Source organism: Streptomyces sp. CB02959 (genome assembly GCF_002803155.1).
GTDB lineage: Bacteria > Actinomycetota > Actinomycetes > Streptomycetales > Streptomycetaceae > Streptomyces.
Genome location: NZ_NNBP01000002.1, coordinates 13,930 through 35,587 on the forward strand (window position 1 = coordinate 13,930; position 21,658 = coordinate 35,587).

Sequence of the window (21,658 nt, forward strand, 5' to 3'; positions counted from 1 at the left end):
TTGATCCCAGGTAGGCCCTTGCCATGACTCGTTTCCCGTCCCGGTCCGGTGCCGCGCTCGATGCCCGGCTGGTCTCCTCGCTCGACGAGGTCCCGGTCGTCGCGTCGGTCGTCGGCACCCAGCTGCTGCGGCAGTTCCTGACCGCGCCGGCCAAGGCGTGCATCGTCGCGTCGCTCGCGGTGGGGCAGCTGCCCCAGGTGGTGCCGGCGCTGGGCCGGGCGGGGAAGACCGTGTTCGTGAACGTGGACAGCAGCCCCGGTCTGGCCCAGGACCGGGGCGCGCTGGAGTTCATCAAGAACATGGGCGCGCACGGCGTGGTCAGCACCCGGCTCTCGCTGATCGAGAAGGGCCGGCCGCTCGGCCTGCTGACGATGATGAAGGTGTTCGTCACCGACCGGTCCAATCTGCGCCGCTCCATGGACGCGATCTCGCGCGGGGCGCCGGACCTGGTCGAGATCATGCCCGCCCCGATCGTCGCCCGGATGAACGAGCAGGCACTGCACGCGATGTCCCCGTCGGTCGCCGCGGGCTTCGTGGAGACCCCCGCGGACGTGGCGCTGGCGCTGGCCCTCGGGTCAGTTGCCGCCGCCACGTCCGACCCCCGCCTCTGGCACCTGCGCCGGGACCAGCTGCCGCCGGTTCCGCGCGCCGCGCTGAAGAGGCCCGCCCCACCGTCCCAGGAGTAAGCCCCCATGTCATACGTCGTCGTCGCCCGGTACCGCACCGAGGAGGGCGAGGAGGACACCGTCCTCGCCCTCCTCGACACCATGGCCGCCGCGTCCCGAAAGGAGCCGGGCAACCTCGCCTACCGCGTCCACCAGGGCACCGAGGACCCGCGGTCGATCCTGCTGTACGAGGAGTACCGCTCCGCAGCCGACTTCACCGCGCACTGCGCCGCCCCGCACTTCCAGGAGATCGTGCTCGACAAGATCGTCCCGCTGCTGGAGAGCCGTGACGTGCTGCGCTGCGCCCCGCGTCCGGAGGTACGGGTATGAAGACCCGTGCGGTGGTGCTGCGCGGCGTGTCGACCGCCCGCCCCTACTCGAAGACCCGCCCGGTCGAGGTGGAGGAGCTGGAGCTGGGCGCCCCGCGCGAGGGCGAGGTGCTGGTCCGCATCGCGGCCGCCTCGCTCTGCCACTCGGACCTGTCGGTGGTCAACGGCGACCGGGTGCGCCCACTGCCGATGGCGCTGGGGCACGAGGCGGTGGGCGTCGTGCAGGAGACCGGACCGGGCGTCAGCCGCGTTCGGTCCGGTGACCACGTGGCCCTGGTCTTCGTGCCGAGCTGCGGCTTCTGCGCCGACTGCGCGGCCGCCCGGCCGGCCCTGTGCGCACAGGCCGCCGCGGCGAACGGGGCAGGGGCGCTGCTGCACGGCCCGTCGCTGCTGACCGACGGCTCCGGCAACCTGGTCCACCACCAGCTGGGCGTCTCCGCGTTCTCCGAACATGCGGTGCTGGCCCAGGAGTCGGTGGTGCCGATCCCGGAGGACGTCCCGTTCACGGTGGCGTCGATGTTCGGCTGCGCGGTCCTGACGGGTGCCGGAGCGGTCATCAACACGGCGGCCCTGCAACCCGGCCAGTCGGTGGTGGTCTACGGTCTGGGCGGCGTGGGCCTGTCCGCGGTGCTGGGTGCCCGCGCGGCGGGTGCGTACCCGGTCGTCGCCGTCGACCCGGTGCCGGAGAAGCGCGAGCTGGCCCTCCAGCTGGGCGCGACCCACGCGTACGCACCCGGCGAGGCGGTCGAGGCGATTCGCGAACTCACCGCCGGCGGTGCCGAGTTGGCGATCGAGGCAGTGGGCAGCGCGAAGGTGATGGCCGAGTGCCTGACGGCCGTGACCCGGGGCGGCACAGTCGTCTCGGTGGGCCTTCCCGCGCCCGACCGGGTGCTGGAGGTCCCGGCGCTGGCGTTCGCGGGCGAGGGCAAGTCCCTGTTGGGCTCGTACATGGGCGACGCGATACCACGTCGCGACATTCCCCGGTTCCTGGGACTCTGGCGGGCGGGCCTGATGCCGGTGGAGCGGATGCACACCGGCACCCTGCCGCTGACCGACATCAACACGGCGATGGAGGAACTGGCCTCGGGCAGGGCGATCCGCCAGGTCATCGACACCTCGGGGATGCTGGACGGCTGACCCGGCCCGCCGCACCGTCACGGCGCCCTTTCCCATTCTGGCTGGGGCGCCGTCCCCGGTGCCGGTATTTCGGGGGGACTGCGACCGAACCGGGCGGATGCCCATGCCGACAACCTTCGACTCCCGCGGCTCGGCGGCCTGCTCTGGACTGCGCTGTTGCGAGCGTGCGTCGGGGGATGTCGGTGCCGTACGGTCCGCGAGTCGAGGTCCGCTCTTGCGTTTGGGCGTGGTCGGTGTGGCGCGCGACCTCTGCGAGGGGGCTCCGTGGGCGTCCCTGAATCGTCGCGCATTTCGTCCCGTGGGCACGGTTGAAGTGCGAGTTCGGTGGATCTGCCATCCGAAGACGCTCTGGATGGCAGCTCCCGCGCGGGAGCCCGTGGTTGACCGTTCAGTGCCGTCAGGCTCGCCGGCCTGGTTCAGGTCTGGGGAGGCCTTCTCCTCTGCCCATGTCCCGTCCTGACGAACACGGACGGGCTGCCGGCCTTCGATGAGCAGGGTGAGCCCCTGAAGCGCCGAACTGCCGAGGAACCACCGTCCACCGTGGTCGACGAGAAAAAGCCTGCTCTGTTCGTCCACGGCGATCAGCGAGTCCGCGCCATGGGACCCGAGGGGGAAGAGCATGCTGTTGACGATGACGCGCGCCGCCGGCGGTGGCCAGGAGCGGGTAGAGCTCGCGGGCGAGCGTGAAGTGACGGGTGCGGCGGCCGAGCGGACGCTGCCGAGGTCGGCCAGGTCCATGGGGATGACCTGGCAGTCCTTCGCCTCCTGGAGAGCGGCACGGGCGATGTGGGGGGCGGCGGGCTGGAACGATGCCCCGGGCCCGGCGGCCGTCAGAGTGCGGGTGGTCTCCAGGCCGGGCCCGGAGCAGCCCCCGGTCACCACGGCGGTCATGCCGGAAAGGTCGCGGTCGGCCACGACGTCCTCGGCGGGGCGGCAGCGGAGAAGGGTGAGCCGAGCGGCTGCTGATCAGAAATGGTCATGCCCCTGACGCCACGATCCAGAGCAAGGTGTAGATCAATTCCAGGAGCGAGCGGCATGACCACCACCGAAGCCGCCTCGCAGCTGAGCATCGGCGAGGTGGCCGAACCAACCGGCGCCCCTGGCCGCCGCTCTCGCCCACGCCGCCGTCGCACCCGGCGCCATCATGCCGGACGTGAGAGAGGCCGGGATCGGTGTGAGACTGGGCACGGAAGGGGTGATCCCCTTGCCGGACCTACCGCACACGTCCGCCGGTCCCGACACCGCAGTCGACGAGAACCGACTGGAAGAGCTGATCATCGAGGCACAGACGGCCCTGCCGTTCGAACTGCCCGCCCTGGCGAATCGGTGCGCCTCGGCCCTCGGCCTGGACGCTGCGCTGATCTACCTCGTCGACCTGCAACAACGGCTGCTCATCCCGCTCGACGACGCCTTGGAACCGCTGCCGGTGGACCGCTCGCCGGCCGGCTGGGCGTACCGCACGGTCTCCTCGCGGGTGGCCGAGGCCGACGACGGCGTGATCGTCTGGCTGCCGCTGGTCGACGGTGCGGAGCGACTGGGCGTGCTGGCGGTGCGGACCGCCGCGCTCGACGGGGCGCGGATGCGCCGCAGCCGGATGCTGGCCCATCTGTTCGCCATGCTGATCACTTCCAAGCGCGCCTACAGTGACTGGCTCGCCGGCCTCGCCCGCACCGCCACCATGCGGTTGCCCACCGAGATGCTGCGGGCCTTTCTGCCACCCCACACCGTCGGCAGCAGCAGATGCGTCTCGACCGCTGTCCTGGAACCGGCGTACGACGTCGCCGGCGACGCCTACGACCACTCGGTGGTCAAGAACGTGCTGCACACCATGATCCTCGACTCCATGGGGCACGACCTGGTCGCCGGCCTGACCACCTCGGTCGCCATGGCGGCGGCACGGAACGCCCGCCGCGGCGGCGGCGACCTGGCCGACGTCGTCGGCTCCGTCGACCGGGCCCTCGCCCAGTGGCTGCCCGACCACTTCTGCACCGGCGTGCTGTGCCGACTCGACGCGGTCACCGGGGTGCTGCAATGGGTCAACTGCGGTCACCCGCCACCGCTGCTGATCCGTGCCAAGCGGGTGCTCGACGGTGTGCTGGACAGCCCCCCGCAGCCTCCGATCGGCCTGGCCGGCCAACTCGCCCCGACAGCGCGGAAGGTTCACGAGGCAACACTGGAACCAGGCGACTGCGTCCTGCTCTACACCGACGGTGTCGTAGAGGCTCGCGACGCGGACGGTGCGGAGTTCGGCCTCGACCGGTTCGCCGAGTTCATCATCCGCTCCTCCGCCGCCGGCCAACTCCCGGCCGAGGTACTCCGGTTGCTCACCCACGCCATCCTCGATTACCAGCGCAACCAACTGCGGGACGACGCGACCATCCTGCTCTTCGAATGGCGCCCGCAATCCCGGTGACGCGGGATTGCACCGAGCCTGCGCGTTCTGCTGCTCGTCGCGGCCGCGCCGGTCCAGCGCGGGTGAATCGGTGGCGAAGGAGCGACCGACGGCGAGTCGGTTCTGGTCGTCGGCGCCTGCATCCGGTCGGCGCCTGCATCTGTAGGAGGGTGCGGCCTGCCCTACTGCGTTCGCGGCAGGTCAACTGTCTGCGGACGGGCGACGACAGCGTTGCGCTCAGACGGCACGGTGGATGGTGTCGAAGCGGCGGAGCAAGCGCCGCCTGTCGAGGAGTCTGGAGCAGTCGTGGATCCTGGAGCACATCGCGAGGATGTCACCGCAACCGTTGTCCGTCGTCGGCTGTGTAACACGGTGATCGATGTCGCCCCGGTCTTCGGGTTCACCGTGAGTTTTGCCGTCACGCACCGGCTCGCCGTGGCGTTGGCGCTGGCCATCGCGGGTGGGGCCGGGGTGTGCGTCTACCGGATGGTGCGTCGGGAACCGATCCGGCGACCGCTCGTCGCCCTGGGGTTGATCTGCGTCGGGGGTGTGTTGGCTGCCCGCACCGGTCAGGCCACCAACTTCTTCCTGCCCAGTTTGGTGGTGCACTGCGTGGTGGCCGTGGTGACACCGGTGCTGCTGGTTCTGGGATGGCCGCCGATGGGCCTGTTGGTCGGCGCGGTGACGGGGGAGCGGACCGGATGGCGGCGCTGTCGGATACGCCGTTGGGCCTTCACCAAGGGGAACTTGGTGATTCTCGCCGGGCACCTCGTGATGCTGGCGGTCCAGCTCCCGCTGTTTCTGTCCGGCCAGGCCGTGGCCCTCGGCTCGGTCGACGTTCTCGGCCCGATCGTCCTTGCGGTGGGTGTGCTGTGGGGGTGGCGCGTGTACCGCCGCACCGTCGGTACACACCGCTGTACCACCCAAGACCGCCCGAGTGCCGGGACCTCCGCTTGTCTGGAAAGGGCTTCCTGACGGTGACCGAAGCGCACGCTACTGACAGGACGCAGCCGACGGCGCGGACCTGCCCCTTCGATCCGCCACCTGGTTACCGCACGCTGCGGGAGAACGACCCCGTTGCGGAGGTGACGTTGCCCGATGGCGTGCCCGGCCGGCTGGTCACCGGGTACGAGGAGGTCCGGGCGGTGCTGGCCGATCCGCGGCTGAGTTCCCGACGGCGCCCGTTGCGGACCGGCGGCGCCACCGCGGGCGACATGCCGGTGCCGCCGCCTGCGCCGGGGATGTTCATCACGATGGATCCGCCGGAGCACACCCGGTTCCGGCGGCTGCTCACGGGCCAGTTCACCGTGCGCCGGATGCGGCAGTTGACTCCCCAGGTGGAGCGGATCGTCGCAGAGCAGTTGGATGCGATGGCCGCTGCCGGCGGGCCGGTCGATCTCGTTCAAGCTTTCGCGCTGCCGGTTCCTTCGCTGGTGATCTGCGAGCTGCTCGGGGTGCCTTACGCCGACCGTGAGGAGTTCCAGCTCAACTCCGCCACACTTGTCAGACTCGACGCGAGCCCGGAGGACGTGCAACAGGCAGCTCGGGCTCTCAGGCAGTTCATCCACCACCTGGCCCTTGCCAAGCGGGACAACCCCACCGACGACATCCTCAGCGGTTTGGCGCGTTCCGGTGAGCTGACCGACGAGGAACTGGCCGGAGCCGGGGTACTGCTGCTGCTCGCCGGGCATGAGACGACGGCCAACATGATCGCGCTGGGCACCATGTGCCTGCTGCGGAACCCCGACCAGTGGGAGGCGTTGCGCGCCGATGCGTCGCTGATGGACGGCGCGGTCGAGGAACTGCTGCGCTACCTGAGCATCATCCAGTTCGGCGTGCGCCGCACGGCCGTGCAGGACCTGGAGCTGGCCGGCCACCGGATCCCGGCAGGCTCCACGGTGGTGGCCTGCCTGCCCTCGGCGAACCGCGACACGGCGCACTTCCCCGGCGACCCCGACCGGCTGGACGTACACCGGCCCTCAAGCCCGCACCTGGCGTTCGGCCATGGCATCCACCAGTGCCTGGGCCAGCAGTTGGCCCGAGTGGAGTTGAAGGCCGCCTTGTCCGCTCTGGTCGACCGGTTCCCCACGCTGCGGCTGGCAGTGCCGGTCGATCAGGTGCCGATGCGCGACGACATGCTCATCTACGGCGTCCACGAACTGCCCGTGACCTGGTAGGCCGCCCACCGCGGTCACCTGTCCCACCACATCGAATCGAAAGGAAGTGCCCCATGAAGATCACTATTGACGAGGACAAGTGCGTGGGTGCCGGTCAGTGTGTGCTGGCCGCAGATGAGGTCTTCGACCAGCGCGACGAGGACGGCATCGTCGTCCTGCTCACCCCTGACCCGCCGCGCGAGCTTTTGGCCCGTGTCGAGGACGCGGCTGCTCGCTGTCCCGCGCTGGCCATCGAGGTGGAGCGGTAGACCATGGATCACATCGTCATGGTGGGCGCCTCGGCCGCTGGCCTGACCCAACAGGCCGTCATCGCCGCCAAGAACCTCCTCGCCGGCCCGAACCGTTCCCTGTCCTACGCCCCGATACCGTTCGGCTGGACCGACCAGTACGACACCAAGATCCAAATACATGGCTGGTGCCCTCCCGAGGCGCACATCGAGGTGGTCGGCGGCGACCTGCCGTCACGCAAGTTCGTCGCGCTGTACCACGCGGGCGGCCGGGTCGTCGGCGCACTCGGATGGAACAGCCCACGCGCCCTGCTTCAGTACCGCGGGCACATCGCCCAGCACACAACCATCTGACTCCGGCCAGTGGCGAAGAGGCCGCCCGGCCGATGTGCCCGCGCCGAACGCCGGTCACCCCGGCACCAACAACCCAACCCAACCCTGACCGCAAGGAGCTTCCCGTGACCTGCCCCGCCCACGAACCCATCCCCCTGCCCCGCGAACGCAACCACCCGCTGGAGCCCGCGCGGGAGACCACCCGCCTGCTCCGCGAGGAACCGGTACGCAAGGTCCGCTTCCCCAACGGCATCGACGCCTGGCTGATCTCCGGCTACGAGCACTTCCGCGCCGTGATGGGCGATCCACAGCGGTTCAGCAGCCGCAAAGACGAGATAGAGCCGCAGACGCGTGCGGTCTCCAGGCCGCCGATGAACAATCCCGCCGCGTTCAACAGCGCGGACGGCGAACAGCATCAGCACTACCGCCGCAAGCTGACCGGTCAGTTCATGGTCAAGCGGATCGCCGCGCTGCGACCGCGCATCCAGCAGATCGTCGACGAACACCTCGACGCCGTCGCGGCGTCTCCCGCTCCGGTGGACCTGGTGAGCACCTTCACTCTGCCGGTGCCGTCACTGGTGATCGCGGAACTGCTCGGTGTGCCGTATGAGCACCGACAGGCATTCCAGGACGCGGCGAGCAAAATGCTGGGGCTGAACCCCACAGCAGACGAAGCACAGCAGTCCTTCGCGCGACTCGCGGCAATCCTTGAATCCGTCTTCGACGCCCGGCTGAGCGACCCCCGCGACGACCTGATCAGCCGCCTGCTGCACGAACACCCTGACCTCAGCCACGCGGAGCTGACCTCACTGTGTGCCGCGCTGTTGATCGCCGGGCATGAGACGACCGCGAACTTCTCCGCGATGGCCACCATCACGTTGCTCCAACACCCCGACCAACTCGCCACGTTCACCGCTCACCCCGAGAGGGCCGACCAGGCTGTTGAGGAACTGATACGCCGCCTCGCCGGTAACGCAAATATCGGAAACCTCATCCGCCGAGCAGTGCAAGACGTGGAGATCAGCGGACAACTGATCCGCGCCGGAGACTGGGTCGCGCCGAACACGGCTGCCGCAAACCTCGACCCGGCCTTGTGCCCGCACGCCGAGCGGCTCGACCTCGACCGCGGCCCTGTGCAGCACGTCGCGTTCGGCTACGGCCCGCACGCATGCGTGGGGCAAAACCTCGCCCGCGCCGAGCTGGAGATCATGCTCGTCAGCCTGTTCTCCCGCTTCCCCCACCTGCGGCTGGCGGTCCCGGTGGACGAACTGCCGTTCCGCCACGACATGCTCGTCTACGGAGTCCACTCGCTACCCGTGACCTGGTTGGACGAGGGCGACACTGCCGCGGCCTAGCTCCTCGACGGCGCCACCGGTGAGGACACCAGGCGGCGCGCAGGGATCGGACACCTCGGTCAGTGGACTGTGCCGCAGGGGCCCTCGATTACCTCACGTCGAGGGGCCTGGCGCTGCGGACGGTGTTCCTTGCGCTCCTCAGCGTGACGGCACCGCGGCGCGCGAGCGGCGTCATCACCGCGACGGACAGGCGGACCTACAGTGAAGGGGTTCAGATGATCGACCGGCCCAAGCAGTGGCTGCGGGCCTGGCCGTGGATGGCTGGCCCGGCAGTCGCCGTGAGCTGCTTCACCTTGTCCGCCCCGGTGGCCCTGGGCACCGCCTATTACCGCGGGATCTCGATCGCCTGGTGCCTCGGTAGCTTGGCGCTCGCCTGCGCGCCGTTGGTCGTACGCACCCGCTGGCCGATCCCGGTCGTCGCCGTGACCTTGGCTGTCAACGTCGCCCAGACTTTTCTGTTCTCCTTCCCCGGGGCTTCACTCATCCCAGCCGGCGTCGCGGTCCACGCTGCGGCGCTGCGTGCCGACAGGCGTTCCGCTTGGCGCGTCGGCGCGTGCGCGGCCGCGGTACTCGTCACCGCGACGCTGATCAGCGACCCAGGTCTGGACAGCCTCTGGCAGCACCTGGCCCTCGTCGCCGGCATGGGCCTGGCGGCGGCCAGCGGCGACGCCACCCGCAGCCGCCGCCAACTGCTCGCCTCGGCCGTGGAACGGGCCGAACGCGCCGAGCGCACCCGGGAGGAGGAGGCCCACCGCCGGGTCACCGAGGACCGCCTGCGTATCGCCCGGGAGCTGCACGACGTGGTGGCCCACCACATCACCTTGGTCAACGCCCAGGCAGGCGTCGCCCACCACCTGATGCGTACCGAACCCGCCCACGCCTACCAGGCCCTTGAGCGCATCCGGGACACCAGCCGAACGGCCCTGGACGAACTGCGTGCCACGGTAGGGCTGCTCCGCTACGGCGAAACCCCGGACGCGCCCCGCGAACCCGCCCCCGGCCTCGCCGACCTGGATGGTCTGCTGAACTCCTTCCGCCAGAGCGGACTTGACGTCACGCTCAAGCGGACCGGCCGGGCAGGCGAGTTGCCGTCGATCACCGACCTCACTGCCTACCGGATCATCCAGGAAGCGCTCACCAACACCCGCAAGCACGCCGGCGCGGTAACGGCACGCGTCCACCTGGACCACCGCACCGACGGCCTGCGGATCACCGTCGAGGACGACGGCCGCGGCACGCCGGAAACCAGCAGCGGCGAAGGCGCCCGTCCAGGCCCCGCCGGTACCGGCCACGGCATGATCGGAATGCGCGAGCGGGCCAATGCCGCAGGCGGCACCCTCACCGCCGGACCAACCCCCACCGGCGGCTTCCGCATCCACGCCGAACTGCCCCTACGCGCCGACCGAAAGGGCTTCAACCCGTGACGATCCGAGTCCTCCTCGCCGACGACCAGGCACTCCTGCGTGGCACCTTCCGCATGCTCATCGACTCCGACCCCGACATGGAGGTCGTAGCCGAAGCAGCAACGGGACGCGAGGCCGTCCACCTCGCACGTACCCGACACATCGACCTGATCTTGATGGACATCCGCATGCCCGACCTCGACGGCCTCGGCGCGACCAAGCTCATCAGCGACGACCGGAACCTCGCGGGCGTCAAGATCCTCGTTCTGACCACCTTCGAGAACGACGAGTACGTCGCCGAAGCGCTACGCGCCGGCGCCAGCGGCTTCCTCGACAAAGGCATCAACCCCGACGAACTCCTCAACGCGATCCGCGTGGTGGCCGCAGGCGACTCCCTCCTGTCCCCGACCGCGACCAAGGCCCTGATCGCCCGCTTCCTGGCCCAGCCCGCCGCCCCCGGCCCGCAGGCACCCCCGGAACTCGCCGCACTCACCCCACGCGAGCACGAAGTGGTCATCCTGGTCGCAGCGGGACTGTCCAACGACGAGATCGCCGAGCGGCTCTACGTCGCACCGCTCACCGCAAAGACACATGTGAACCGCGCGATGACGAAACTCGGCGCCCGAGACCGGGCCCAACTCGTGGTCATGGCCTACCAGGCCGGTCTGGCGAGCCCCCATGCCTGACCTGAGCCTCGGCTGCTGCTTCGCCCACCGGTAGCCGGGGCGACGTATCTGGAGTTGGCAACTCCAGATAGTGCTACTGTGGACTCATGGACGGAACGGAATCCTCCGCGTCCCGTGGCGCACGGCGCCTGAGACGCGATGCCGAGGCCAACCGGCAGCGCACGCTCCAGGCCGCTCGGGAGGTGTTCGCCGAGCGGGGGCTGGCGGTGAACCTCGACGACATCGCTCGCCATGCCGGTGTCGGAGTGGCGACTTCCTACCGGCTCTTCGGCAACAAGCAAGCGCTGATCAACGAGCTGTTCGAAGAGCGTGTCGAGGCCTTGGCGGTGGCCGCCGAGCAGGCTCTGGCGCATGACGACCCGTGGGAGGGGTTCGTCGGCCTGCTGACCATGATCCTGGAGCTGATGGCAGCCGACCGCGGACTGCGAGAAGTGGTGTTCTCCGAGGTCGGGGGGCGTCCCCTGGTGGCGCAGGCGCGCCGCAGGTTCATGCCGGCGGCCGATGCGGTCATGCGTCGTGCCCAGGACGCCGGCCGGCTGCGTCCGGACCTGGCGATGACCGACCTGCCACTCGTCTTCTACATGGTCGGCTGCGTGATCCAGCACACCCAGCCGGTCTCAAGCGCGGTGTGGAGGCGCTGCCTGACGATCGTCCTGGACGGCATGTCCGTCCGCCCCGGGCTGACGGACATGCCGGTGGTCGCCCTCACGACCGCCGAGGAAGAGCGTGTCGCCGGCTTCGGCCCCGCCAGTTCCTGAGCGCATTCGTACATCCCGAGGCGCTCCTCGCCGGGCCCGACGTCTCGCTTCCTGCCGGGCCCGGAACCCGCGCGTGGTGGCCTTGACCGCAGTGGTGTGAGCCACCGAGCGCGGTCAAGGGCCCCTGCCGGCATGCCTCTCCGCCGCGGTCCTGCGCGCCGAGTCCGCCGGTGACGGCTGGACATCGCGCGAACGAAAGATCCTCACACGCCGCGGCTCCGCCGCGGCGTTCCACCGGTAACCGCCGGCCGCGCTGAGCACGGCCGGCTCTCAACCTTCGAAAAGCAATTGCGGAAGGACGGTGTTCGTTGAATCCGACAGCTCTTGAGGTCGACTACCTGATCGTCGGGGCCGGGGCCATGGGCATGGCCTTCGCCGACACCCTGATCGCCGAAACCGACGCGACGGTGGCCATCGTCGACCGCTATGACCAGCCCGGCGGCCACTGGACGGTCGCCTACCCCTTCGTACGCCTGCACCAGCCGTCGGCCTACTACGGCGTCAACTCACGTGAGTTGGGCAGCGGCACGGTGGACCAGGACGGCTGGAACGCCGGACTGCACGAGCTGGCCTCGGCCAGCGAGATCCTGGCCTACTTCGACCAGGTGATGCGCAGGACACTGCTGCCCAGCGGACGGGTCTCCTACTTCCCCAAGTCGTTCTACGACGGCCCGGATCCACAGCGGCCCGACATCCAGCGCTTCCACTCCCTCGTCAGCGGGGCCGACTTCGAGGTGACCGTCAAACGGCGGACCGTGGACGCCACCTACATGAACGTCACGGTGCCCGCCATGGTGCCGCCCAAGTACGAGGTCGCTCCCGGCGTCCGCCTCATCACCCCCAACCAGCTGCCCGCCCTCCAGGACCGGCCGTCCCACTACACCGTCGTCGGGGCGGGAAAGACGGGCATCGACGCCTGTCTGTGGCTGCTCGGCCGCGGCACCGACCCGTCCGACATCACCTGGATCATGCCCCGCGACTCGTGGCTGATCGACCGCGCCCACACCCAGCCCGGGGATTCCTACCTCGAAAAGGAAGCGGCCCGTCGCGAGGCCGTTGCCGGCGCTGAGACGGTCCAAGAGCTGTTCGCACGGCTGGAGGACAGCGGCCTGCTGCTGCGGCTGTCGCCCGACAACGAGCCGACCGCCTACCGCTGCGCGACGGTCGCCCGCGCCGAACTCGAACAGCTGCGCCGCATCGGCGACATCGTCCGCCACGGCAGGGTCAAGCGCATCGGCGAGAACGCGATCGAACTCGACCAGGCCACCCTTCCCACGCAAACCGGCACCCTCTACATCGACTGCACCGCCGACGGCCTGGAACGACGGAAGACGGTGCCGGTCTTCGACCAAGCGCACATCACGTTGCAGGCGGTGGTTCCCTGCCAGCAGGTGTTCAGCGCCGCACTCATCGCCCACGTCGAGGCGAGTTGCACCGACGACGACACCAGGAACGCGCTGTGCGCGCCCTCGCAGCACCCGGACTCCGCCCTGGACTGGATACAGTTCTTCGGCGACATCCAGGAGCGGATCGTGCGGTGGACCGCCGACCCCGCACTCGTCGAATGGCTCGGTACCTGCCGGCTCCTGGGCCGGCGGCTCCCGGAGATCTCCCCCGAGCAGCGGACCGCACTCCTCCCCATGTTCCAGGCCCAGAAACTGAAGTTGGAGCAGCTTGTGCACCAGGCGGACGCAGCCGCGGCGGTGAACTGACCGGGCGCAGCCCGATATCGGCTCCTTGGGGCGGCGGATCGGCGGCCCTGCTGACGGACGGTTGTCTGTCGCGGTAGATCGTCCGGCATGCGGTATGCGCAGGGGGGCGGGCTGACGGCGAAGGCAGGTCGGCCCCGTGGTTCGGAGCCGACCGCCGCCCGGTACGGACCGGCGGGGACGTGGCGCATGCTCGGCCTCCATCTCGATGCCCCGGGCCACCGCCGCGTCCTCGCCTTCCTCGCCCACCTCCGCGCCTCTGACCACCGCCGGGACCGCGCCCGCCGCACCGGGCAGCGCCCTGTACATCAGCCGGTCAGGGGGCATTTCGCTGACGGGCAGTGATTCACGAGGACCCCTGTACACCCGTGCCGCGTTGCGCGATTCTTACTCCGATGGACGAAGTGGCTGGAACCTGCGGTTGATACCCGCAGGAAATTTCGCCAGATGCTCTACCAGGCACCTGAGGGGCATTGCCGTGCAGCAAACCGCGCCGTTACCGCTGATACTGGACATACCGCCTCGTGACCGGCGATGGCTGCCCCGGCGCACCCCTCGGGCCGTTCCTGATCCAGTACAACCAGGGTGGGCGGGCCCACGTGAAAGCAGGTAGCAGCGATCATGCAGCTCGAAGATTTCGGCAGCACCATGCCCTTTCCGCCGCGCATCAATCCGCACCTGGAAGACATCCGCGCCGGCCACGAGCGATGGCTTCGGAGATACCGGCTGATCTCGGATGACGCCGACGCCGAAAGCTTCAAGGAATGGAAAATGGTCGAGTTAGCCGCCCGGGCCTATCCGGAGGCCACCGCCCGCGGCCTGCGCCTCGCCGCCGACGCGCTGGCGTGGTTCTTCCGGTTCGACGACCTGTTCGACGGCGGTCCGCTCGCCTGCGACATCCCCCGGGCCGGGAAACTCGTCGCGGCCGTGACCGGCATCGCGGACGACCCCTCCTTCACGTCGGAGGTCGACGGGACACCGGTCATTGACGCATTCCGTGACATCCGCAGCAGAAGCGTGCACGGCATGTCCCCTGAGTGGATCGAGCGTTCGGCCGATCGGTGGCGCGGCTACTTCCAGGGGAATCTGAAGGAAACCACGATCAGGGCCGGCGGGACCCCCATCTCGCTGAACGAGCTGATCAGGCTGCGCCGTTACACGATCGCCGCCGCACCCTCGGCCGATCTGAACGAGTGCGCCTGCGCCTTCGAGATCTCCGACGAGGTGGCACTGAACCCGCACTTCCAAGGCATGGAAGCCGACACCGCGGACGCCATCATCTTCGTCAACGACCTCTGGTCGGCGAGCAAGGAGGAGTCGGCCGGGGAGCCGTTCAACGCCATCTCGGTCATTCAGAGCGAAGCCCACTGCGATCGCCGCACGGCGCAGATCAAGGTCGCCGGCCTCTTGGACGACCGCGTGCGCCGGTTCACCCACCGGAGAACGGTTTTCGAAGACTGGCTGAGCGGCCGGAAGATGTCGGAACGTGAACGCTCGGCAGCGTTCCACCAGGCCGCGCACCTACAGGACTGGATCCGCGCGAACTACGACTGGTCGCTCGAATCCTCCCGTTACCGCGAATGCTCGTAGGAAACGCGGGAGTCCCTTTTCGGCATCGGCATCGGCATCGGTATCGGCGGACTGCCGGTTGCTGAAAGCAAGAAGACCGCCGGAGACGCACGTCGGGGCACTGGTACACAGGTACCGGTGCCCCGGCATGCGTCTCCGGCGGTTTCGAGAGGCGCGCGGCGAACGCTCCCGTAACGGCGCTACTTGCCCGACAGCCACCGCCTCAACAGGCTCCACCAGGACGAACGCGCCCCGGGCACGCCGGAAGAGGAGTCGGCGGCGGGCGATTCGTCGGCGATTCCCGGGCTGTCGGCGGTGGAATCCTGGCGGACGGCGGCGCCGTGCGCATCGTTCTCCGGGCCGCCGGCCGACGCCCGGCGGCCCTTTTGCGGACTCGCCGTGAACTTCACCGGGAGCGACGTCAGATGGCGGGCGATCCAATGGGACACCCACCTCAGATCGCCCTCGGGAACGGCCAGGTCGATATCGGGCAGCCGCATCAGCAGGACGTCGATTCCCGTGTCGATGATGGCCCGGCCGATGTCCTGGCCGGGGCACTCGTGCGGACCGCCGGTGAAGGCGAGGTGGGAACGGTTGCCCTGCATGGGGACGGAGAGATCGGGGCGGATGACGGGGTCGGCGTTGCCGGCGGCCAGCCCGAGGAGCAGCATGTCCCCGGCCTTGATGGACTGACCGGCGAGTTCCGTGTCGCCGGTGGCCCAACGGGCGGGCGCCACCGCGGTCGGCGGTTCGTCCCACAGCATTTGTTCCAGCGCGTCGGGCAGGGTCATGCTGCCGCCCGTGAGCGACGCCCGGAAACGCGGATCGGTGAGCATCATGCGCAGGGTGTTCGCGGTCAGGTTGGTGGTGTTCTCGTTCGCGGCGATGACGACCAGCCGCAGATGCTGCACCACTTCCTCGTCGGTCAGCTCGGCCGAGTGGGTCATCAGCCACGAGGTGAAATCCGGTCCAGGGGCTGTTCGTTTGCGGTGCACGAGCTGCTGCAGGGTCTGTACGAGGTACTCGTTGCTCTGGAACGCCGTATCCGAGCCCTTGAGCAGGTCCCGGGTGGCCTCGACCAACCGCGCGCCGTCCTCGTCGGGCATTCCGAGCAGCTGCGCCATGACGCGCAGGGGCAGTTGCTCCGCGAACTGGCTGACGAGGTCGGCCTGTCCCGCACCGATGAACTCGTCGATCAGTTGGTTGGCGGACCGGGTGACGCAGCGGCGGATCCCACGCCGGTCGAAGCGCGCCATGCTCTCGGTGAGCGCGACCCGGAACCGCTCGTGCTCCGCGCCGTCCATGAAGAGGCAGACGGGCTGCCAGGCGAGGGCCGGCATGAGCGGTGAGTCCGCCGCGACCTGGTTTTCCCTGAAGCAGTGCCAGATACGCGAGTCATGGCTGAAACGGGAGGGCGTGCGCAGCACTTCGAGGTTCTCCCGGTAGCCCAGGACCAGCCAGGCCGGCAGGTCACCGTCCACCAGCACCGGGGCCACCGGGCCGTGCTTGGCGCGCAGTCTCTCGTAGAAGCCCGGGGCGTCGTTGACCGCCTCGGGGCCGAAGAGCCGCGCCAGTCCGTCGGTTTCCCCGGGTCGGGCATGAGCGGGACATCCCGGAGGCGGTCCGGAGGCGGACGTCGTACGGGGCTGGTTCGCGTGGGAGGGGGTCACCGGGTCTCCGGAGCTGTGGTGGTGAGGGCGTAGAGATAGCGCATGAGGGTCAGCAGGGCATCGCGGCTGGAGCCGCGGTCACGGGCGTCGCAATCGACCATGGGTACGTCGTCGGGGAGATCCATGGCCGCGCGGAGCTCCGACATGGGATAGGAAGGGGCGTCCGGAAAGGCGTTGATGGCGACGACGAAGGGCAGACCGCGTTCCTCCAGCCGGCCGATCACGTCGAAGCTGTCGTCCAGGCGCCGGGTGTCGATCAGGACCACCGCCCCCAGCGCGCCCTCGAAGAGGCCGTTCCACAGGAACCAGAAGCGCTGCTGGCCCGGGGTGCCGAAGAGATACAGCACCAGCTCGCTGCTGAGGCTGATCCGGCCGAAGTCCATCGCCACCGTCGTCTCGGTCTTGCGCTCGACTCCGGCGATGTCGTCCACCCCGACACCGGCCTGCGTCATCGTCTCCTCGGTGGTCAGCGGACGGATCTCGCTGACCGATCCGACCAGGGTGGTCTTGCCCACCCCGAAACCACCGACGATCACTACCTTGACCGCGGTGGAGACCGAGGCCGGCAGGGTGTCCTCGCTCCGGGGCCCGACGACGGGCTCAGAGATTTTGCAGTCCATGCATCACCGCCTCCAACAGTTCGACATCGGGCAACGAGGCGGCCGGGATCGGCGCCCGCGCTTCGACATGGCCGCTCTCCAGCAACTCCGCGAGCAGTACCGTGACCACGCTGACCGGAAGATGGACGTATGCGGAGATCTCCGCGACCGACAGCGGGTAGTCGCATATCCGGAGGATGGCGACCTGTTCCGGCTGCGTGCTCGACGTGGGCCGGTTCCGGGTCACGATCAGCGTGACCACGTCCAGGGGGGCCGCTGCGGACCGTATGTTCCGGCCGGACGTGAGGATGTAGAGGCGCTCGGGACCGCCTTCTTCCCAACTCCGGCGCTTTTCCGGATCCGCGTCGCTCATGGGACCTGCCGGTCGGCCCGCGGCGGGCTGGTGAGGTGCTGACCGATCCGGGCGACCAGGTCCCGCATCCCCTGTCCCATGAGGCCGGCGTCCACGTTGTCGTCGGCCAGCACCGCCAGATACGCTCCGGCGCCGGCCGCCATCAGATAGAAGAAACCGCCGTTGACCTCGATGACGACCAGCTTCATCTGCCCGTCGCCGTGCGGGAATTCCGTGGCGATGGCCGCCGACAGGCTTTGCAGACCGGCACAGGCCGCAGCGAGGCGATCCGCGGTGTCCTCGTCCGTGCCGTACTGAGCCATGCACAAACCGTCCGAGGACAGCACCACGACGTCACGGGTGTGCGGAACGCTCGACGCCAGGCCCTCAAGCAACCAGTTCATATTGAGTCGCTGCTGTGTCACCACTTACTTACTCATCCTTACCTAATGACTCAGTTACGCTCGGACTCTTGGTCGCTCAGGCCGTCGGGACGAGGCGCCGGGGCCCCGGCTCGGGGCTCGCCGGAGATGCCCTCCTGGAAGGCGGCCAGCCACATTCCGGCCTGCGGGGGAGCAGCGGCTGACGCCGGGGCGTCGGACGCGGTGGTGGACGGCGCCGCGGGCCTGTGCCGCAGGGGCGGAATCACGGTGCGGGTGCGGCGCCTGCGCTGCGGGAGCCCGTTGGCACCACGCGGGGAGACGGCGGGCACCGGCTCCTCGACGACCCCCTCCACGTGGCGCATCGGACCGCCGCGGCGGCGGGGCGGCGGGAGGACGGCGGCCCTGGCGATGGCCCCGCCGGGCACCGGAGTCGCGGTGATGAGCTCCGGCGGGACGATCAGGACGACGCGTACCCCGCCGTACGCGGAGCTGCGGAAGGAGACCTTGAAGTCGTTCGTGCGCGCCAGCCGGCCGACCACGGCCAGGCCGAGTCGCGGCGACTCGCCCAGGTCGTCGAGGTCGATTCCGGTGGGGGAGTCCTGCGCCAGGGCCTGCTCGGCGCGCAGGCGGGCCTCGTCGGTCAGGCCGATCCCGGCGTCCTCCATCTCGATGGCGACACCGGTCTGGATCTCGGTCGCGGTCAGATGGACGCGTGTCTGGGGCGGTGAGTAGCGGGTGGCGTTGTCCAACAGTTCGGACAGGGCGTGGATCAGCGGCTCGACGCCGCGTCCGAGAATGCCGACCTCGGCCACCGAGTGCAGATCGACGCGCTGGTAGTCGATGATCCGGGACATCGCACCGCGGAGCACGTTGAACAGCGGGATGGTCTGCTGCCACTGACGGCCGGGCCGGGCCCCACCGAGTACGGCGATGCTGTCCGCGAGCCGGCCGACCAGCGCGGTGCGGTGGTCGAGTTGCAGCAAGTCGCCGAATACTTCCGGGTCGTTGCCGTGTTTGTCCTCCATCTCGCGTAGTTCCTGGGCCTGTTGGTGGACGATCGCCTGTACGCGCCGAGCGATGTTGACGAAGGCCCGCTGGGCGGAGTCGCGCAGGTCCTCCTCGGCCTCGACGGCCTGCAGGACGTAGCGCAGCACCGCCTGGTAGGCGGCTTCGAACTCGGGGCTGACACGGGAGACATGGCCGACGTTGCGGAGCACGTCCTCGGCCCGGATGCCCTCCTGGAGCTGGGCCATGGCCTTGGGCAGCGTCTCCTTGGCCATCCGTACGGTTTCGGCTTCCTGCTGGGCCAGGTGGCCTTGCAGAACGGACTCCCGCTGGGCGAACTGCCGGCGCAGTTCGTCGAGCGCACGTCCTCGGCGAGCCGTTTCCCCGGCTGCGATGGCCACGGCCACCGTAGCGGCGATGCCGATGGCGGCGACCGGGGCGCGGGCCGTCGATGGCGTCAACGACACGGCCACGGCCGTGCAGACGGCAAGCAGTACGGATGGCAGCAGCCATATGGGGGCGGAAGCGGGCCCCGACCCTCCGGGGGGCGAACCAGCACGAGCCATCGGCATCCTCAGAGCACTAATGGAATGGACAGGGCGACATACATGGCGTCCATGGGCACCACGGGAAGGCCGCCCGCACAAGGTCGGCAACCGTGGGATCACGCGCGCCAATTGCTTGGCCGCGGCGCGTTCCAAGGCGGCGTTCCGCACGCAACAGGCCGGGTCCCAGGACGCCCGAGCCCTTGTGCGATCGGCGGCACCATGACAGCCAGTGGCGACGTTCGGTAATCGCCGCAACTCGCTGCGCGACAGCGAGCATAGCGGGGTCGGATGTGTTTCTGTGGCCCGAGTGCGTATAACACATGAGTGCACTCGTGTGCGAAATCCGGAACGATTGTTTGATCCCGGGATTCCGTGGGGCCGGGGACCTGCTGATTCATCGATTCTTTGATCCATTGACCCGTCGAGCGGGCCCCGTCGGGCGGCCGGTGCCGACCCGAGAAGAAACGTATATTCGAGGGTCGAGCAGATGTCCGATTTCGGGTTGTGGTGCTTCGGTGTCGCGCTGATGGTGGATGAGTTGGCCGGATTGTCGCCCCGCGGGGTCGGGCGGCCGGCCTTCAGTCACGCCAACGCAGCGCGCGTCCGGGTGGCGCACACCGCGCTTTCGGTCGGTCCGGCATCGGGGAAACGCTGCGCCTATGCCAGCGATAACACTCTTGAATTCATCGGGCTGGATGCCGGGAAATCGAAGAGGCTGAGGGGTGGCGTATTGGCGCGATTGATCAGCCCGGCGCAGATCTATTCCCATCGCTGGATCGCGGGTTGATTTTGCAGTCTACGGAAATGCGCGACTGTTGCGCCGGCGGGAGGAATTCCGGGGGCGGCGTTGGCGCGCTCCGAATTACGGGCCCTGCCGGGTGGGCGGCGTTTCCTGCGTACGGCTGGAACAGCGATGCCTCATGGAACTGGCCCAAGGTGCGCACGCTCGCGCACCTGGTGCGGGAGTCCGGTCGCTGCCCGGTGTTCGTGGCCAAGCACTTCCGGACGGTCGACGGCACCACGCTGTCCGGGCTGGTCCGCGACGGAGTCGAACTGCGGGTTTCGGTTAGTGCGATGGAGGGCCTGGGTCAACTACGCGAAAGGCGTGCTGGTTTGTCGTGTTCCCTCGCGAGTGGCGGCGGGTCACGCCGGCCTGTCGCCGCCTTGCAGCTGCTCGACGGCGTGGACCAGGGGCGCGAGGACCGGTTCGGCGGCTGCCTGGTCGAGGGCCTCGCGCAGGGCGGTGTTGTGGGTGGGGCGGGCCTCCTCAAGGAGGCGCAGGCCGTCGTCGGAGACGTTGGTGTAGATGCCGCGGCGGTCGGTGGGGCACAGGTAGCGGGCGAGCAGCCCGCGGTCCTCCAGCCGGGTCACCAGCCGCGTGGTGGCGCTCTGGCTGAGGACGACGGACTCGGCGACCTGCCGCATCTGCAGATGGCCGCCCTCGCCGTCGTGCTGGCGGCTCAGCACGTCGAGCAGCGCGTACTCGCGTGCGCTCAGCCGGTGCCGGGTCTGAAGCGCGCGTTCGACGCTGCTCTCGATGCGTCCGTGCAGCAGTGAGAGCGCCGACCAGCTGTGTGCCAGTGCGGTCATCGCCGGGTCGGTGGCGGTCATGAGCGGCTCCCTGGTGCGGGTGGTGCGGGTGGAGGCGGTGGCAGGGGGACTGCCGCCGTATCACGAGAGCCACTATACCCGCGTTTGCCATTAGCCCTCGTGTGCAACTATTGTCGACGCGTGTAAGGGGCTCGCGCATCACTCTCTGTGTGCCGAAGGGCCCTCGCCATGCCGCTCGCACCGCCGGGCCCGGCCATGGGCGCCTACGGCATCGCCGCTCCCACCGCAGCGGGAGCGGCCCGCCCGTGATCCCCCATACCCGCACCGCACGCGTGCCCCACCGATCGCAAGGAAGTCCCCCATGAGCACCACCGCCGTGACCCCGCTGACCGCCGCCGACGCGGAGACCCTCGTCCTGGCCGCCCGCCGCGCCGCCGACGCGGCGGGAGTCCCCGTCAGCATCACCGTCCTCGACGCCGGCGGACACCTGCTGGCCTTCCGCCGCGACGAGCGCGCCGTACTCATCTCCGGTGAGACCAGCACGGCCAAGGCGTACACCGCCCTGCAGCTGAACGCGCCGACGGCCGACCTGGTCGACCTGGTCAAGCCGGACGGGCCCTTCCACTCCCTGCCCACCGCGCTGGGCAAGCCCCTGCTGTTCATCGCGGGCGGCGTGCCGATCCACCGCGACGGACAGCTCGTCGGCGCCCTCGGCCTCGGCGGCGGCGCCCCCGAGCAGGACCACGGCTTCGCCCAGGCCGCCCTCCAGGCGCTCTGACCCACCCCCCCCACGGACCGGCGAGCCCCCCG

At 69.4% G+C, this 21,658-nt stretch carries 22 protein-coding genes and 1 pseudogene; 16 read left to right on the forward strand and 7 right to left on the reverse strand.

Going from position 1 to position 21,658, the window contains the following annotated elements; genetic code table 11:
• Positions 1-23 precede the first annotated feature (23 nt).
• The 3 genes from CG747_RS03380 to CG747_RS03390 are packed head-to-tail and all read left to right on the forward strand — an operon-like array spanning position 24 to position 2,131.
• Positions 24-686 carry a glycerol-3-phosphate responsive antiterminator gene (locus CG747_RS03380; protein WP_100600094.1) on the forward strand — a complete coding sequence of 221 codons (663 nt, stop codon included), beginning with the start codon at positions 24-26 and terminating at the stop codon, positions 684-686.
• Between the two features lie 6 nt (positions 687-692).
• Complete coding sequence (locus CG747_RS03385) at positions 693-995, forward strand: putative quinol monooxygenase (protein ID WP_100600095.1); 303 nt, start codon at positions 693-695, stop codon at positions 993-995.
• The gene (locus CG747_RS03390; RefSeq protein WP_100600096.1) at positions 992-2,131 is read left to right on the forward strand and encodes a zinc-binding dehydrogenase; all 1,140 of its coding nucleotides are present in this window, start codon (positions 992-994) and stop codon (positions 2,129-2,131) included. The genes CG747_RS03385 and CG747_RS03390 overlap by 4 nt, the downstream gene beginning before the upstream one ends.
• A gap of 492 nt (positions 2,132-2,623) precedes the next feature.
• Here the strand turns inward: CG747_RS03390 and CG747_RS50895 are convergent.
• A pseudogene (locus CG747_RS50895) lies at positions 2,624-3,022 on the reverse strand (SUKH-3 domain-containing protein); the annotation flags it as partial.
• Positions 3,023-3,326: 304 nt separating this feature from the next.
• Here CG747_RS50895 and CG747_RS03400 point away from each other — a divergent pair.
• The 11 genes from CG747_RS03400 (at position 3,327) to CG747_RS03450 (ending at position 14,761) form a co-directional block, all read left to right on the forward strand.
• Positions 3,327-4,544 carry a PP2C family protein-serine/threonine phosphatase gene (locus CG747_RS03400; RefSeq protein ID WP_257980234.1) on the forward strand — a complete coding sequence of 406 codons (1,218 nt, stop codon included), beginning with the start codon at positions 3,327-3,329 and terminating at the stop codon, positions 4,542-4,544.
• A gap of 351 nt (positions 4,545-4,895) precedes the next feature.
• Entirely contained in the window at positions 4,896-5,498 is a 603-nt protein-coding gene (locus CG747_RS03405; protein WP_257980195.1) for a DUF3159 domain-containing protein, read from the forward strand.
• A gap of 2 nt (positions 5,499-5,500) precedes the next feature.
• A complete protein-coding gene (locus tag CG747_RS03410; protein ID WP_100600099.1) occupies positions 5,501-6,700 on the forward strand; it encodes a cytochrome P450 in 1,200 nt (399 codons plus the stop codon).
• A 53-nt stretch (positions 6,701-6,753) separates the two neighbouring features.
• Positions 6,754-6,948, forward strand: coding sequence for a ferredoxin (locus CG747_RS03415; RefSeq protein WP_100600100.1), 195 nt, complete (start codon positions 6,754-6,756; stop codon positions 6,946-6,948).
• 3 nt (positions 6,949-6,951) lie between these two features.
• Positions 6,952-7,281: an oxidoreductase C-terminal domain-containing protein gene (locus CG747_RS03420; RefSeq protein WP_100600101.1), complete on the forward strand. Its 330-nt coding sequence runs from the start codon at positions 6,952-6,954 to the stop codon at positions 7,279-7,281.
• Between the two features lie 104 nt (positions 7,282-7,385).
• The gene (locus tag CG747_RS03425) at positions 7,386-8,615 is read left to right on the forward strand and encodes a cytochrome P450 (protein ID WP_257980196.1); all 1,230 of its coding nucleotides are present in this window, start codon (positions 7,386-7,388) and stop codon (positions 8,613-8,615) included.
• Positions 8,616-8,830: 215 nt separating this feature from the next.
• Positions 8,831-10,039: a sensor histidine kinase gene (locus CG747_RS03430; RefSeq protein ID WP_100600103.1), complete on the forward strand. Its 1,209-nt coding sequence runs from the start codon at positions 8,831-8,833 to the stop codon at positions 10,037-10,039.
• Positions 10,036-10,704, forward strand: coding sequence for a response regulator transcription factor (locus CG747_RS03435; protein ID WP_100600104.1), 669 nt, complete (start codon positions 10,036-10,038; stop codon positions 10,702-10,704). The genes CG747_RS03430 and CG747_RS03435 overlap by 4 nt, the downstream gene beginning before the upstream one ends.
• An 86-nt stretch (positions 10,705-10,790) precedes the next feature.
• On the forward strand, positions 10,791-11,462 hold the full coding sequence (locus CG747_RS03440) for a TetR/AcrR family transcriptional regulator (RefSeq protein WP_100600105.1): 672 nt from the start codon (positions 10,791-10,793) through the stop codon (positions 11,460-11,462).
• A 308-nt stretch (positions 11,463-11,770) separates the two neighbouring features.
• Positions 11,771-13,174, forward strand: a complete 1,404-nt coding sequence (locus CG747_RS03445; protein ID WP_107490298.1) for an FAD/NAD(P)-binding protein — start codon at positions 11,771-11,773, stop codon at positions 13,172-13,174.
• 618 nt (positions 13,175-13,792) lie between these two features.
• Entirely contained in the window at positions 13,793-14,761 is a 969-nt protein-coding gene (locus tag CG747_RS03450; RefSeq protein ID WP_100600106.1) for a hypothetical protein, read from the forward strand.
• Between the two features lie 179 nt (positions 14,762-14,940).
• Here the strand turns inward: CG747_RS03450 and CG747_RS03455 are convergent, their stop codons facing one another.
• The 5 genes from CG747_RS03455 to CG747_RS03475 are packed head-to-tail and all read right to left on the reverse strand — an operon-like array spanning position 14,941 to position 19,315.
• Positions 14,941-16,410, reverse strand: coding sequence for a cytochrome P450 (locus CG747_RS03455; RefSeq protein WP_257980198.1), 1,470 nt, complete (start codon positions 16,408-16,410; stop codon positions 14,941-14,943).
• Positions 16,407-17,030 carry an ATP/GTP-binding protein gene (locus CG747_RS03460; RefSeq protein ID WP_100600107.1) on the reverse strand — a complete coding sequence of 208 codons (624 nt, stop codon included), beginning with the start codon at positions 17,028-17,030 and terminating at the stop codon, positions 16,407-16,409. Before CG747_RS03460 ends, CG747_RS03455 begins: the two co-directional genes overlap by 4 nt.
• Positions 17,011-17,382 carry a DUF742 domain-containing protein gene (locus CG747_RS03465; RefSeq protein ID WP_100600108.1) on the reverse strand — a complete coding sequence of 124 codons (372 nt, stop codon included), beginning with the start codon at positions 17,380-17,382 and terminating at the stop codon, positions 17,011-17,013. The genes CG747_RS03460 and CG747_RS03465 overlap by 20 nt, the downstream gene beginning before the upstream one ends.
• Positions 17,379-17,765 carry a roadblock/LC7 domain-containing protein gene (locus CG747_RS03470; RefSeq protein ID WP_100600109.1) on the reverse strand — a complete coding sequence of 129 codons (387 nt, stop codon included), beginning with the start codon at positions 17,763-17,765 and terminating at the stop codon, positions 17,379-17,381. Before CG747_RS03470 ends, CG747_RS03465 begins: the two co-directional genes overlap by 4 nt.
• 50 nt (positions 17,766-17,815) lie before the next feature.
• On the reverse strand, positions 17,816-19,315 hold the full coding sequence (locus tag CG747_RS03475) for a sensor histidine kinase KdpD (protein ID WP_100600110.1): 1,500 nt from the start codon (positions 19,313-19,315) through the stop codon (positions 17,816-17,818).
• A 469-nt stretch (positions 19,316-19,784) separates the two neighbouring features.
• On the opposite strand from CG747_RS03475, the gene CG747_RS47065 reads away from it, so the two are divergent.
• Positions 19,785-20,084 carry a hypothetical protein gene (locus CG747_RS47065; RefSeq protein ID WP_146022035.1) on the forward strand — a complete coding sequence of 100 codons (300 nt, stop codon included), beginning with the start codon at positions 19,785-19,787 and terminating at the stop codon, positions 20,082-20,084.
• A 356-nt stretch (positions 20,085-20,440) separates the two neighbouring features.
• Here the strand turns inward: CG747_RS47065 and CG747_RS03480 are convergent, their stop codons facing one another.
• Complete coding sequence (locus CG747_RS03480; RefSeq protein WP_100600111.1) at positions 20,441-20,908, reverse strand: MarR family winged helix-turn-helix transcriptional regulator; 468 nt, start codon at positions 20,906-20,908, stop codon at positions 20,441-20,443.
• A 301-nt stretch (positions 20,909-21,209) separates the two neighbouring features.
• Between CG747_RS03480 and CG747_RS03485 the strand changes: the two genes are divergently transcribed.
• Complete coding sequence (locus tag CG747_RS03485) at positions 21,210-21,626, forward strand: heme-binding protein (protein ID WP_100600112.1); 417 nt, start codon at positions 21,210-21,212, stop codon at positions 21,624-21,626.
• Positions 21,627-21,658: the final 32 nt, after the last annotated feature.

Bases quoted from the DNA above. Each gene is read 5' to 3' on its own strand.
- CG747_RS03475 (WP_100600110.1), bottom strand. From the start codon at position 19,315: ATGGCTCGTGCTGGTTCGCCCCCCGGAGGGTCGGGGCCCGCTTCCGCC.
- CG747_RS03460 (WP_100600107.1), bottom strand. From the start codon at position 17,030: ATGGACTGCAAAATCTCTGAGCCCGTCGTCGGGCCCCGGAGCGAGGAC.
- CG747_RS03440 (WP_100600105.1), top strand. From the start codon at position 10,791: ATGGACGGAACGGAATCCTCCGCGTCCCGTGGCGCACGGCGCCTGAGA.
- CG747_RS03430 (WP_100600103.1), top strand. From the start codon at position 8,831: ATGATCGACCGGCCCAAGCAGTGGCTGCGGGCCTGGCCGTGGATGGCT.
- CG747_RS03420 (WP_100600101.1), top strand. From the start codon at position 6,952: ATGGATCACATCGTCATGGTGGGCGCCTCGGCCGCTGGCCTGACCCAA.
- CG747_RS03380 (WP_100600094.1), top strand. From the start codon at position 24: ATGACTCGTTTCCCGTCCCGGTCCGGTGCCGCGCTCGATGCCCGGCTG.
- CG747_RS03390 (WP_100600096.1), top strand. From the start codon at position 992: ATGAAGACCCGTGCGGTGGTGCTGCGCGGCGTGTCGACCGCCCGCCCC.
- CG747_RS47065 (WP_146022035.1), top strand. From the start codon at position 19,785: ATGTCCGATTTCGGGTTGTGGTGCTTCGGTGTCGCGCTGATGGTGGAT.
- CG747_RS03450 (WP_100600106.1), top strand. From the start codon at position 13,793: ATGCAGCTCGAAGATTTCGGCAGCACCATGCCCTTTCCGCCGCGCATC.
- CG747_RS03465 (WP_100600108.1), bottom strand. From the start codon at position 17,382: ATGAGCGACGCGGATCCGGAAAAGCGCCGGAGTTGGGAAGAAGGCGGT.
- CG747_RS03485 (WP_100600112.1), top strand. From the start codon at position 21,210: ATGAGCACCACCGCCGTGACCCCGCTGACCGCCGCCGACGCGGAGACC.
- CG747_RS03385 (WP_100600095.1), top strand. From the start codon at position 693: ATGTCATACGTCGTCGTCGCCCGGTACCGCACCGAGGAGGGCGAGGAG.
- CG747_RS03480 (WP_100600111.1), bottom strand. From the start codon at position 20,908: ATGACCGCCACCGACCCGGCGATGACCGCACTGGCACACAGCTGGTCG.
- CG747_RS03415 (WP_100600100.1), top strand. From the start codon at position 6,754: ATGAAGATCACTATTGACGAGGACAAGTGCGTGGGTGCCGGTCAGTGT.
- CG747_RS03470 (WP_100600109.1), bottom strand. From the start codon at position 17,765: ATGAACTGGTTGCTTGAGGGCCTGGCGTCGAGCGTTCCGCACACCCGT.